The organism is Shewanella gelidimarina (genome assembly GCF_023283945.1).
In the GTDB taxonomy this organism is placed as follows: Bacteria; Pseudomonadota; Gammaproteobacteria; order Enterobacterales; family Shewanellaceae; genus Shewanella; species Shewanella gelidimarina.
Map to the genome: position 1 here is coordinate 240,041 of NZ_JAKIKW010000002.1, position 13,064 is coordinate 253,104.

General features: G+C 43.7%; 11 protein-coding genes and 1 other annotated feature. Of the genes, 7 read left to right on the plus strand and 4 right to left on the minus strand.

Annotated features, from left to right (window positions below; all coding sequences use genetic code 11):
- Positions 1 to 96: 96 nt before the first annotated feature.
- Complete coding sequence (locus tag L2729_RS02945; protein WP_101090464.1) at positions 97 to 435, plus strand: hypothetical protein; 339 nt, start codon at positions 97 to 99, stop codon at positions 433 to 435.
- A 44-nt stretch (positions 436 to 479) separates the two neighbouring features.
- Positions 480 to 1,766: a cation:proton antiporter gene (locus L2729_RS02950; protein WP_248986899.1), complete on the plus strand. Its 1,287-nt coding sequence runs from the start codon at positions 480 to 482 to the stop codon at positions 1,764 to 1,766.
- 81 nt (positions 1,767 to 1,847) lie between these two features.
- Here the strand turns inward: L2729_RS02950 and L2729_RS02955 are convergent, their stop codons facing one another.
- Together L2729_RS02955 and hpf are read right to left on the minus strand one after the other, a co-directional pair.
- On the minus strand, positions 1,848 to 3,824 hold the full coding sequence (locus L2729_RS02955; protein ID WP_248986900.1) for a chorismate mutase: 1,977 nt from the start codon (positions 3,822 to 3,824) through the stop codon (positions 1,848 to 1,850).
- 33 nt (positions 3,825 to 3,857) lie between these two features.
- Positions 3,858 to 3,978 (minus strand) — a sequence feature (Phe leader region).
- Positions 3,979 to 4,095: 117 nt separating this feature from the next.
- A complete protein-coding gene (gene hpf / locus L2729_RS02960) occupies positions 4,096 to 4,458 on the minus strand; it encodes a ribosome hibernation-promoting factor, HPF/YfiA family (protein ID WP_248986901.1) in 363 nt (120 codons plus the stop codon).
- A gap of 308 nt (positions 4,459 to 4,766) precedes the next feature.
- Between hpf and L2729_RS02965 the strand changes: the two genes are divergently transcribed.
- On the plus strand, positions 4,767 to 5,444 hold the full coding sequence (locus L2729_RS02965; protein WP_248986902.1) for a cytochrome b/b6 domain-containing protein: 678 nt from the start codon (positions 4,767 to 4,769) through the stop codon (positions 5,442 to 5,444).
- A gap of 71 nt (positions 5,445 to 5,515) precedes the next feature.
- Here L2729_RS02965 and L2729_RS02970 read toward each other — a convergent pair whose 3' ends face one another.
- Complete coding sequence (locus L2729_RS02970) at positions 5,516 to 5,959, minus strand: c-type cytochrome (RefSeq protein WP_428848217.1); 444 nt, start codon at positions 5,957 to 5,959, stop codon at positions 5,516 to 5,518.
- A gap of 232 nt (positions 5,960 to 6,191) precedes the next feature.
- Between L2729_RS02970 and trpR the strand changes: the two genes are divergently transcribed.
- Complete coding sequence (gene trpR, locus L2729_RS02975) at positions 6,192 to 6,467, plus strand: trp operon repressor (RefSeq protein ID WP_248986904.1); 276 nt, start codon at positions 6,192 to 6,194, stop codon at positions 6,465 to 6,467.
- Between the two features lie 290 nt (positions 6,468 to 6,757).
- Here trpR and slyD read toward each other — a convergent pair whose 3' ends face one another.
- Positions 6,758 to 7,378, minus strand: a complete 621-nt coding sequence (gene slyD / locus L2729_RS02980) for a peptidylprolyl isomerase (RefSeq protein WP_248986905.1) — start codon at positions 7,376 to 7,378, stop codon at positions 6,758 to 6,760.
- 712 nt (positions 7,379 to 8,090) lie between these two features.
- Between slyD and thrA the strand changes: the two genes are divergently transcribed.
- The 3 genes from thrA (at position 8,091) to thrC (ending at position 12,862) form a co-directional block, all read left to right on the plus strand.
- The gene (thrA, locus tag L2729_RS02985) at positions 8,091 to 10,556 is read left to right on the plus strand and encodes a bifunctional aspartate kinase/homoserine dehydrogenase I (protein WP_248986906.1); all 2,466 of its coding nucleotides are present in this window, start codon (positions 8,091 to 8,093) and stop codon (positions 10,554 to 10,556) included.
- On the plus strand, positions 10,553 to 11,485 hold the full coding sequence (thrB, locus tag L2729_RS02990; RefSeq protein ID WP_248986907.1) for a homoserine kinase: 933 nt from the start codon (positions 10,553 to 10,555) through the stop codon (positions 11,483 to 11,485). Before thrA ends, thrB begins: the two co-directional genes overlap by 4 nt.
- A 90-nt stretch (positions 11,486 to 11,575) precedes the next feature.
- Positions 11,576 to 12,862, plus strand: coding sequence for a threonine synthase (thrC, locus tag L2729_RS02995; protein ID WP_248986908.1), 1,287 nt, complete (start codon positions 11,576 to 11,578; stop codon positions 12,860 to 12,862).
- The last annotated feature ends 202 nt before the right edge of the window (positions 12,863 to 13,064 follow it).

The window sequence follows — 13,064 nt, forward strand, 5'->3', positions numbered from 1 at the left end:
CAGCGTGAAAGTTGCGTAACTCACAATGAGAAAGTAAGGTTAATGACAGGACGTGATGGAATTTGCGCCTGTCTTTTCTTTCTTGGCGGAGTGGCTATGACATCAACAACGCATTCTGAAGCTTTACCTCTAGAAGATAAAAGCCTTGCTCATATGCTGTATGGGCTTATGGCCTGCTTTCCTATCCTGTTACTCCCGGCTGCATTGAGTTTGTTTATTAACTTAAATCAGCGCCAAAACACCCTAAGTTCAGTCCTTGTTTCACATCTTAGATGGCAGCGTTGGTCGATTATCTGCATGCTGCTGTTTATGTTAGTCGGCTACTTGAGCAATCAACCTTGGTTAAGTGCCACACTTTATGTGGCTGGTGCGGTTTGGTTTAGTGGTCGTATTTTTAAAGGCTGGCTAAGTTTAATCGAAGGTCGTTGTATTTAGTCCCCTCTTAAACCATTTTTCCGCTTACATTGACGAGTACTGCCGTGACTAGTTACGAAATCCTTTGCCTTTTATCTGCGTTGTCATTAGTGGTATCGCTGATCTCTTCGCGCTTACACCGCTGGCAAAATACCATCACTATTACAGCACTTGCGTTGCTTCTTAGTCTCCTAATATTGGCCGCAGGTAAGATTTTTGGAGTTTCTGTTTATTCGAGTTTAGTGACAGATCTTGAACAGTTGGACTTTAAAGCATTACTGTTAAACGGAATGTTAGGTTTTTTACTTTTTGCAGGCGCCTTACAAATTAAATTGAATGTGCTCAAAAAGCAGAAATGGGAAATATTCATTCTGGCATTTATTGGTACCTTAATATCGACGGTGGTCATTGGCGGCGTGCTGTACATAGTCGCGGGCTTATTAGGTTTACCCCTTGCATTGAGTTATTGCTTGTTATTTGGCGCGCTTATTTCTCCGACAGATCCAATCGCAGTATTAGCCATTATTAAGCAGCTTGGCGCTCCAGAAGATATTGCTACCCAAGTTGAAGGTGAGTCATTATTTAATGATGGTATTGGTTTGGTTATCTTTGTTGCTATTTCACAAGTTGCCTTTTCTACTGAACCCTTAACCATGGCAGGTATTACAGGACTTTTTTTGCAGGAAGCGGTTGGTGGGGTACTGTATGGAGCTATGCTGGCGGGCGGATTACATTTAATGTTGAGCTTTGCGGAAGATCGCACGCAGTATTTATTGATGACACTGCTGATCCCTACTGCAGGGTATGTGGTTGCGGATATGATTGGCGTCTCAGGGCCTCTAGCGATGGTAACTGCTGGGATCATCGCGGGTAATATCAGCATACCTAAATTACTAAAAGAGTCTGAATGTGCAACGTTAGGGAGCTTTTGGGGGCTGATTGAATCGTTCTTCAACTCGCTATTATTCTTACTGTTGGGTCTACTATTGCTGCTTATCAATTTTGACGCAGAACTTTGGTGGTTTATGTTGCTCTCAGTCCCTATCGTATTATTAGGGCGTGCAGTCAGCATCTACTTACCCTATTTTGGCTTTCGCCAATTTAAGCGCTACAACTCTTATGCGGAGCGAGTTCTTATTTGGGGAGGGCTGCGGGGGGGTCTAGCCTTAGCGATGGCGATGAGCTTACCGACTGGGGTAATGTTAGCCGCTGGAAATGCTATCGATTTACGAGACTTATTAATGGTAATGACTTACGCGGTAGTGGTTTTTTCTATCTTGGTACAGGGAACGACAATCCCGAGCTTAATTGATAAGTGTAATGCTGAAGAGGCAGATAAGGGGGTTGATTAATTAAAATAGCGTTTAATATAGCGTTTGATAACGACCACCAATAGTTGCTGGCGGTCGCTCTACTAGGTTAATCGCTATAGATTATCGATATAGGTTGTTAAGGAGGTCATTAAGCAGAGTTTGTTGCTCTTTGCTCGTACCCACTTGTTCTATATTGGCAATATTAACCACGATACCATCACCACCCAATTGCTTAATGGCTTTGGTAAAACTGGGTAATTGTAGCGTATCAACTGCATAGCAAGGGTTGACTAACACTGGCAAATGACTGGCATTTTTTAGCTCAACCAAGGCGGCCAAATCGAGAGACGGCTTACCTGAATTGTTTAGTGTGCTGACACCCGATTCACATAATACCAACTGCTGATTCCCTTGACTCAATACCACTTCTGCAGCATTAAGGAAGTCATCGACACTTGCCATTGTGTTGCGCTCCAATATCACAGGCAGCAACAGTGAACCCAGTTGAGTTAATATGGCTTGGTTGTACATTTGTGTACCTGACAACATAATCACGTCACCCAGCTGTGCGGCAATGGCTAAGTCAGTTTCATGTTCAACCATTAAGATACACACCAGCCCAAACTGATCCAATGTATGTTTGAACTTGTTGAGTGAGGTTAGCAAATCACTTTGCTGGCTCAAACCCTGGATCACAACGGCTTGAAAGCCAGATTCTTTGAGTGCTTTAGCACGTTGCTCAAATTGGCTGATTTCAAACGGCAATTGTAGTTGAGCAATCGCACCGGACTGATCATTGCCGATGCTAAGTTGACCGCAGATTATTTCGGTCGCCGCCGTTTTATAAGCTTTACTGTAACGTTTCTGTTTACTGCTTGCAGAGCTCGGTGTAGTGATTGATTTAGAAGTGATTGGTTCAATCATCAACTGGCTATTGCTTAACTGTGTTGGATTGACCGTTTCGCATGGATAGCAACCTAACACTTTGATAAATCTTGTGGTTCTTTCTAACTCTTTCAATGCAGCTTGCATAGGTTCACTAGAAAGGTTGGCGTCGATATCAAGGTAGAACATCTCCTCCCAAGGAGTACCTGGGATAGGGCGTGACTCTAACTTGCTCATATTCAGGTTTCTGGCTTTTAACACGAGTAGCGCTTCAACCAAGGCACCAGGCTTTTGCCCTGTGGCCATAATGAGTGTGCATTTTGCGGGGAGCTGTTCGGGTACATCAACTGCTTTTCGTGCGACTACAATAAAACGGCTTTGGTTAATTTTTTGATTGGCTAAACCGGTATCGATTGCTTCGAGTTGGTATAAGGCACCGCCTTCACTGCTGCCAATAGCGGCAACACTATTACTGTCAGCGTCGCATACCATCTGCATCGCTTCGGCACTGCTTGAGCAATACTCTAATTTGAAGTCGCCATGCTGGCTTAGATATCGACTGCACTGGCTGATTGGCTGTGGGTGAGCATAAACCGTTTTGATATCATTGATATTACTGCCGCTATTTGCCAATAAACAGTGGCCAACTTCGATTGTGGTTTCACCGACAATGGCGAGGCTTGTATGTTGCAGTACATCGTAAACTTCGTTGATTGAACCTGAAGAGGTGTTTTCAATCGGTAAGAAACCATAATCTGCATGGCCAGACTCTACGGCCAGAACAATCTCATCAAAGCTTTGGCAACCCAAGTCTTGCATTTCGACTTGGCGTCTGTCGCAATACCGACTGGCGGCTAGGTATGAATAAGAGCCTCGTGCGCCAAGGTAGGCGACACAATACTGCTGTTGCTGAGTTTCAGGATTCGCACGGCCATGAAGATAAGCTTGTTGATTAAGCACTGAGTCTTCAATAATGCTCTGGTATAACGAAATGACATAGTGGGCATCCAACCCCTGCTCTCTGCCTTGTTTGACGAGGCGAGCGAGCAGTTCTTTTTCGCGGGTAGTATCTCGTATCGGCCTTACATCCACTTCTTTACTGCGAGCAACATCTAAACTTAACTCTCGGCGTTTTGCCAATAAAGCCAAAAGGTCATTGTCGAGAGTCGTGATTTGCTCTCGAGTGTGGTTTAAAGGTTGTGGTTTGCTCATTTGGGCCTCTACATCTTATTTAGCGCGCTTAGAATTAAAAAAGCCTCCCGTTTGGGAGGCTTTGGAATTTTCACTTTCGTTTTCACACCGAAATTCCGCCTCCGAGGGTGGGGGGCATAAAAAAGAAAGTAAAAAAAGCAGTTTGGATTTTTTTCATAGAATTAAACTAAAGCGGAGTCGGTTTTCTGTCAATCAAAACTTAGTCAATTTGAAAGTTTTGTAATAAAAAGCGCACTCGAGGTGCGCTTTTGGACAAAAATTAATAATAATATCAAGCTGCGTATTCCTCCTCATTGCTGTAGTCAAAGCCGTCATCGATCGCATCATCTTCTCTTTTAAGTGTGGCGTGACGTTGGCTTTCTGGTTTATGTGTTAGGCGATTGAGCTGTTTCTCCAGCTTTTGTCCCATTGCAGTGATTGCTGCGTATAGGTCTTCATGTTTCGCCTGGGCAAATAACTTGGCATTTGGAATGCCGACGGTAGCTTCAATCTTAAAACCTTGTTTCTCCTGTATTATGATGACGTGTGGATTAATAAGCTGCACATCATGTCGTGCTAATTTCTCTAGTCTTGCTTCAATACGTTCGCGGATAGATTCAGTAACTTCGAAGTGCTTGCTAGTAATCTTTATCATATTTCGAACCTTTTGTTGTTTCCTTGAATTCAGACTAACAATCTGGCTAATGAAAGTCGTGATCTAAATCACGTTTTATAGGCTCTCCGAATCTGTTCGCTTTTTATTTGATCACATAGATAAATATAGTCAATAACTGCCAAAATTTCCTTGAAAATGCCGAAAAACAAGTTCATATTTGAATGGATAAGGGGGGACTGAATAGACCCTTTTGCAAAAATCTTAGCGTTAATAACCCCATAGCTCTATCCACATTCCCAATATATAATGCTCACAAAAGACCAATTAATTAGTGAGAGTTATCATTCATGGCGCAAAACATTGTCAAAGTAAAAATATGGGACATTCCAACACGACTCTTTCATTGGGGAATGTTGTGTTTGCTTGGCGGTTTATGGTGGACGGCGGACTCGGGAGAAATGGAGTGGCATCAACTTCTGGCTTACAGCTTAATGATCCTGCTTGGAATGCGATTACTCTGGGGATTTATCGGTAGTGATACTGCCAAGTTTAGCCATTTTGTACACTCTCCTAAAACAGTCTTTAACTATTTGAAGAAAACTAAGCAGCATGGCATATCAGCTTCAATAGGGCATAACCCCATCGGCGGCTATATGGTTGTGGCGCTAATATCTCTAATGTGTCTTCAATTGTTTACTGGATTGTTTGCGACGGATGAAATCTTTACAGAGGGTCCTCTGTATTCAACGGTGAGTGGTGATACTAGCTTATGGCTGACGTGGTTACATAAGAAGAATTTTGATTTGATATTAGTCTTGGCTGCTATTCATGTGTTGGCTGTCGGGGTGCATATGTTGAAAGGTGACAAGATCCTTGCTGCGATGTTTAGTGGCTATAAGCGTTTACCAGGGGAGCAAGAGCAGACATTAGCGTTTGCTTCAGTGCTCAAGGCATTTGCTATCGTAATGGTCATTGGCGCGCTAGTGGTTAACTATTTGATGTTACCAATTATCCAGATGCTGTAAGCGTCACTGATGGACGAAAGCTTGATGTAGAATAAAAGAGCCAGCGGCTATTAGCGCTGGCTCATTGTTAACTAGTCTTTTTTGTAAACGTCATGACAACCTTTACAGCTTTTCCCTGTATTCATAAAGGCTTTCTTTATCTCCTGCTTATCGCCTTTCTGTGCGACTAAAGCGAGCACTGCAGCATTTTCTTGGAACGTCTTCATCTTGGCATCAAAATCTGTTTTGTCGCTCCAGATTTTTGCTAGGGCTTCAGTTTCACCTTTATCAGAACCGCTAATGAAGCCTTCAAGAGGCAACATAGAAAGTGCAGCAACATTAGTTGCACGCGTTGCAAAAACGCTCGCGTCGTAATCTTTCTTGCCCTTTAGCATTGCGCCCATGTCACCAAAGTTATAGGCAATCATCCCAAAAGCAGATTGACGATAGTGAATAGCATCGTCAGCGTCTTCAAAATTATTAGCTTGCACGCTGGTTGCGATAGTAGCAGTCGCAGCTAGTGCGATTAGACTCATCTTTAATGATTTTTTCATGGTTATTCTCACGTTTTTATTATGTTATGCGACTAGATTCACGCTATTGTACCTATTTTTGGCTAGTGGACTCCATTCGTTTTTTGCCAAAATTACGCTTAGTTACAAATCAATTGATTTAACAGTGCTGTTTGCTCGTATCAAAGTACGTGACTGGGAATGGTTTCCTGATAGACTGACTGTAATGACGCACTAGTACACCATTGAGGCTGAAATGCGAGCAGAGTGGGATTTAGTTTTAGATAAAGTGATGGCTCAAAATGAACATAGCGCTTTAGTGACGTTATTTGAATTATTATTAACTGAAGAGGAACGCAGTGCCGTGGCAGGCCGATTAAAGGTTTTTCAAACTTTATTACGTAAAGAGATGAGCCAACGACAAATTGCACAAGAGTATCAAATTAGTATCGCGACAATAACGCGCTGCTCAAATTATCTAAAGCATATGTCAGCAGAGCAACGAGAGCAGATAAAGCTGCTAACGTTATAGCGTCTATATGCCGTAGGATTCATGTATCTTGCGTTTACCATAACCTATCCACTCACAATCGCCCCGGCTGCAAAGGATTATCCTGAATACGGGAACGACTTTTGTGTTTTGTTGGTATATACGTTAATGAAGCACAATGATGGGACATGTTGATATCGATAGCAGGCTCGGAAGCCTTTCATATCATATTTTTAAACGCCATATATCGATAGGCTGATTTAGTGCATAAAAAAACGCGTTTCATTTTAGTGAATGAAACGCGTTTTATATGTCTAAAGAGCTAGCTTGATTTAGTGTTTACAACCACAGCCACCGTTGCCATCGCAACCTTCTTTTGCTTCTTTAGTTTCATCGTCACTGCAGCATCCGCCTTCATGGCTGTGCTCATGATCACCGCCACCACAGCATCCACCTTCATGTGAATGTTCGCCACCGCCACAGCTTCCGCCTGCATGGATATGGCCGTGAGCAATCTCTTCTTCTGTTGCAGCACGAACTTCAAGCACTTCAACATTAAAGCTCAGTGTTTGACCCGCTAGTGGGTGATTACCGTCAACAATAACAACGTCATCTTTCACTTCAGTCACTTGAACAGGACGTTGTCCCATTTCAGTTTCAGCAATAAATCGCATACCAGGAACGATATCTTCGATATCGCCAAAAGATGCTATTGGCACTTCTTGGCACAAGCCATCATGATATGCGCCATAAGCTTGCTCAGCATCAACGGTGACGTCAAGAACGTTACCTTGCTCTTTACCTTCAAGAGCTGCTTCAAGGCCTGGGATCATATTTTCTGCGCCGTGCAAATACAGCATCGGCTTGCCTTCAAAAGAGCTTTCAACAAGCTGACCTTTTGCATCTGATAATCGGTAATGGATGCTTACAGCACATTTTTCGGTGATTTTCATATTGGCTCCAATCGGTAATTTGCGCGCATTCTAGCTTGCTTTTTATCAATTTGCGACAGGTTGGATTCACTTATGTTACCTACACCACATCTTTATTTGAGCTGAGATAAATTCAACAAAGCTGACTTGGTTTTACTTATAGCCAAACATCATAAGTAGTGCATTTTTATTTGGTTTGTCGTTATAGCCAAGTTTAAATGTCTAAACGCAGGTGTAAATTGTAAAGTTAGCCGTTGGGGTATACTGGCTAGTCAATCTGTTTTTTGTCACTTTATCATCATGGCAAGAGACTGATCTTAAAAATTAATTGTTTATTAACAGCTGGTTATTGATATGTTTTACTTTTCTTTACGTAAGCGGAACCTTTGGTGGTCGTCGCATTTACAGATAGGTCTTCTCCTAAACCATGATTTATACCGCTTTTTGGCTGATTATTTAAGATGATGGTTATTAATGACAATAAACCCAATTTAGGGGTTGACACATCTTGGTTAAAAAGCAATTCTGTTAGCACACAAATTAATCCAATTGGATGAAACCTAATTTATATGTTTAGCCACGTTTTAATGATCACCACGATTATTACAACCACCACGATTACCATCGTGGGGGCGGGCTAAGCACAATCTGATATAAGTTAAATATCAAGCCCGCTCCCCACAAAGGAGCGGGCTTTTTTGTTTCTTTAGTGGCGCGGCACAAGGAGTTTTCGATGAAAGTAATGAAATTTGGTGGTACCTCGCTTGCAAATTGGCAGCGATTTAGAGCAGCGGCAGATATTGTTATCCAGTCGGCAAAGACAGAAAGCACTGCTGTTGTACTGTCCGCACCCGCAACGGTCACCAATGGCTTAATTGAAATGGTTGAGGTTGCTGTTAATGGTGGTGACTATAAAGCCGTTTTAGCCAAAGTAGAGCAAGTGTTTAATGCTTTGTACGGTGACGCTGCTAGCACACTAACAGATGAACAAAATCAAAGACTCGGTGAACGTTTGCTGCAGCAGATGAAGTTTTGGGGCGATAAGCTGGCCGGAATGAGTTTGCTTAATGAGTGCCCAGAGAGTGTCGAAGCGGCGGTGTTAGTGGGGGGAGAAAAATTGTCTTCAGCTTTGATGGTTGAGGTGATGAAAGCTGCTGACTACCCATCGGCACTATTGGACCCTGAATCATTGCTGGTGGGTTATGGCCCACGTTTAGAGTCAGCTGTTGATATTGAAGCGAGTAAGCTACGCTTTAGCGCATTAAACTTAAGTGATGCTCATGTTTGGGTGATGCCTGGTTTTACCGCAGGAGACAGTGAAGGAAAAATTGTTACATTAGGGCGCAATGGCTCCGACTATTCTGCGGCGGTGCTCTCAGCTTGCTTACAAGCGAGTTGCTGCGAGATCTGGACTGATGTTGATGGCGTTTATAATACCGACCCACGTGTGGTTGCTGACGCTAAACTGCTACCTCAAATGAGTTATCAAGAGGCTATGGAAGTTTCTTACTTTGGTGCAAAGGTGCTGCACCCAAAGACTGTGGCTCCTATCGCGCAGTACCATATTCCTTGTTATATCCGTAATACGCTCAACCCTAAAGCTGTCGGGACGCTAGTGTCCAACGCACCTGATGAAACAGGGCTGAATGTTAAAGCGATCTCCAATCTTGATGATCAAACGATGTTTGATGTTTCGGGGCCAGGAATGAAAGGCATGGTGGGCATGGCCAGTCGTACATTAGGCGCAATATCACGCTCGGGTGTTTCCGTTTCACTGATTACGCAAAGCTCGTCTGAATACAGTATTAGTTTCTGTGTTTCCACCGAAGACGCTGCCAAAGCCAAACATGCGCTGGAGCAAGAGTTTGAGCTCGAACTTAAAAGTGATCTGTTAGAGCCGATAGAGATGCGCCATCAGTTGGCGATAGTGTCACTGATTGGTGATGGCATGCGCACCCATAAAGGTGTCGCGGCAAAGTTTTTCCAAGCCCTCGCACAAGCAACCGTTAATATTGTCGCCATTGCCCAGGGATCTTCAGAGCGTTCAATCTCAGCCGTTATTGAGCAGCGAAAAACCAAACATGCTATTTCGGCATGCCACCAATCTTTCTTTGATGTTCAGCACTATCTTGATGTTTTCCTTGTGGGCTGCGGCAATGTTGGCGCGGGGCTACTTGAACAGATAAAACAGCAGCGCCAAATGCTTAAAGAGCAGCATATCGCCGTACGGGTTTGCGGTATTGCGAATTCAAAGCAGATGTTATTGGATGCTAAAGGCATCGATTTATCGAGCTGGCAAGAGCTGTTAGCAGAGTCAAATCAAGCCGCGAGTATCGATGAGATGCTGGTATGGGCTAAAGAGCAGCAGTTACTTAACCCTGTGCTCGTTGACTGTACTTCAAGTGAGTTTGTGTCTGATCAGTATTTAGCGGTGATGAATTCAGGCTTACACGTGGTAACGCCAAATAAAAAGGCCAATACTCGTGACATGGATTACTACAAGGCATTGCGTCAAACAGCGCTAAAACAGCGTCGTCAGTTCTTGTATGAAACCACTGTCGGAGCCGGCCTACCTGTTATTGATAATCTTAAAAAACTGTTATTCGCGGGTGATAAGTTGCTGCGTTTTAACGGTGTATTGTCTGGCAGTCTTTCGTACATTTTTGGCATGTTAGATGAGGGGATGACTCTGTCTCAAGCCACCAGTATTGCAAGAGAAAAGTGTTTCACTGAGCCGGATCCACGTGAGGACTTAAGCGGTATGGATGTTGCTCGTAAAGTGCTTATTTTAGCCAGAGAAGTCGGTATGGAGCTTGAGCTGTCTGACATCAATGTAGAGTCTGTATTGCCAGAGTCATTTGATGCATCGGGTGACGTTGAAGCGTTTATGGCAAATTTACCCTCAGCAGATGAAGCAATAGCACAACGTGTTGAAGCGGCAAGGGCTGAAGGTAGAGTACTGCGGTACGTCGGTCAAATTGATGACCAAGGCTGTAAAGTTAAGATTGCAGAGGTGAATGCAAACGATCCGCTATACAGTGTTAAAGGTGGAGAAAACGCATTAGCATTTTATAGCCTCTACTATCAGCCCATTCCATTCGTGCTTAGGGGTTATGGCGCCGGAACGGACGTGACAGCAGCTGGAGCGTTCGCTGATATTTTAAGAACCCTTAACTGGACTCGTGAGGTTGGAATATGAGCGTAACCATTTATGCGCCCGCTTCAATGGGCAATGTGGGTGTGGGTTTTGACTTGCTCGGTGGGGCATTAGCCCCAATAGATGGTGGTTTACTTGGCGATAAAGTGACTGTTGAAGCGGCTGAGCAAGGATTAACATTGAGCGTAATAGGGCATTGGGCCAACAAGCTACCCGCTAATCAGAGCGAGAATATTGTTTATCAGTGTGCAACGTTTTTCCTTGAACATTTAGGCAAAGATGTTGGGCTTAAGCTCACGCTAGAGAAGAACTTACCCGTTGGCAGTGGTTTAGGTTCGAGTGCCAGTTCCGTTGTGGCAGCACTAGTGGCACTGAATGAATATTTTGATAATCCTTTTTCTGAGCAGGAAGTGCTTCGACTGATGGGAGATTTTGAAGGCAAAATTAGTGGTTCGGTACATTACGACAATGTCGCGCCATGTTTTCTTGGCGGTATGCAATTAATGCTTGATACGCCGCAGGTTATTTGTGAGCCGATACCAACGTTTAAACAGTGGTATTGGGTGGTCGCCTATCCAGGGATCTCGTTATCGACGGCACGAATGCGCCAGTTGATGCCAGAGCAGTATTCGAAGCAAACCACAATTGATTTTGGTCGTTACCTCAGTGCTTTTGTGCACGCTTGCTATAAGCAAGACGACGCACTTGCTATCTCGGTACTAAAAGATGTACTTGCTGAGCCTTATCGGGCAGCAGAGATCCCTAACTACCAACACGCCAAGTCTGCTCTTGCCGAGATAGGTATGCTAACAACGGGGATATCTGGCAGTGGGCCTACATTGTTCACCATTACTGATGATATAGAAACAGCAAGAGTTGCTAAGCAGTGGCTAGATGAACATTATATTGATCAAGCATTAGGCTTTTCACATATTTGCCAAATTGATGATTTAGGGGCTCGTCGAGCCTAAGTTGCAAAGCACGAAAGTGAAATGAATAACGTGTAATAAAACGTGTAATAAAAACTATCAATACAGCATTGAGAATCAAAGGACGTCGTCATGGAATTGTATAATCTGAAGCACCCATCCCAGGTGGTAAGCTTTACCCAAGCGGTTAAATTAGGGCTTGGAAAAGACCGTGGGCTTTTCTTTCCAAAAAATATTCCTACATTAGATGATATCGATGGCTTACTGGCACTGCCGTTTGTGGAGCGCAGTAAAAAGGTCATCGGTGCTTGGCTAGCTGAAGAATTGGGGCAAGATACCGTTGACCGTTTAGTTGAGCGAGCCTTTAATTTTGAGCTGCCGTTGGTACAAGCAGACAAGGACTTGTATAGCTTAGAGTTATTCCATGGTCCGACGTTGGCCTTTAAAGATTTTGGCGCACGCTTTATGGCGCAGTGCTTAAATGCGTTGGCAAAAGACGAAAAAATCAATATTTTAACCGCGACTTCTGGCGATACTGGCGCTGCGGTAGCGGATGCATTTTACGGGCTGGATAATATCAATGTCGTCGTGCTCTATCCTAAAGGTAAAATCAGTGTACTGCAGGAAAAAATGTTTACGACGCTAGGTGACAATATTCACACTGTGGCTGTCAGTGCTGATTTTGATGCATGCCAAACCTTGGTTAAACAATCATTTGAAGACAGCGATATTCGTGATGGCTTACACCTAAACTCTGCTAACTCAATTAATATCAGCCGCTTATTGGCTCAGATTTGTTACTACTTTGAAGCCGTCGCGCAGTTTAAGAAAACGAATAACTCAGATCCTGTTATAGCAGTGCCAAGCGGTAATTTTGGTAATCTGACAGCAGGTCTATTTGCTAAAGCGATGGGATTGCCGATTAAGCGCTTTATTGCCGCAACCAATAGCAATGATACCGTGCCACGTTATCTCGACAAGGGAGAATGGTCCCCGCAGCTGACCGTTGCGACTATGTCGAATGCGATGGATGTCGCCGAGCCAAGCAACTGGCCTCGAGTTGAAGCCATTGTTAAGGCGATGAACTGGTCATTAGCCGATATTAAAGGTATTGGCGTGTCAGAGGCGGATACCGCCGATTCTGTCAAAGGGCTTCATGCCGTGGGTTATTTATCTGAGCCACATGCTGGTATTGCGGCGTTTGCTTTAAAGCAAACGATGGCGACAGGTGAAAAAGGTATCTTCCTAGGGACTGCCCACCCCGCAAAATTTAACGAAGTGGTTGAGCAGATCTTGGACATTGAGCTGCCTCTGCCGCCCGCACTTGCGAACGTGGTACCTAAAACCATTTTGTCAGCCAATTTGCCAGCAGACTTTGACGCATTAAAGCGGCACTTATTTAGTATTTTAGTTAAATAGCCGGAATTATAACGACTCACCATTAAAAAGAGCAGCTGTTATAGCTTCTCTTTTTTTGTGGTGAAAGTGTAGGTTATGTGCTTTTTTATCGACTTTGGAGTGGGGTTGCTGCTGCAATGTCATTGAGCTTGGTTGTAGCTGTTAACAAATGGGGCGGAATGTATTAGTTAGATCTACTTTAGCGTGACTTAGATCCCATTGT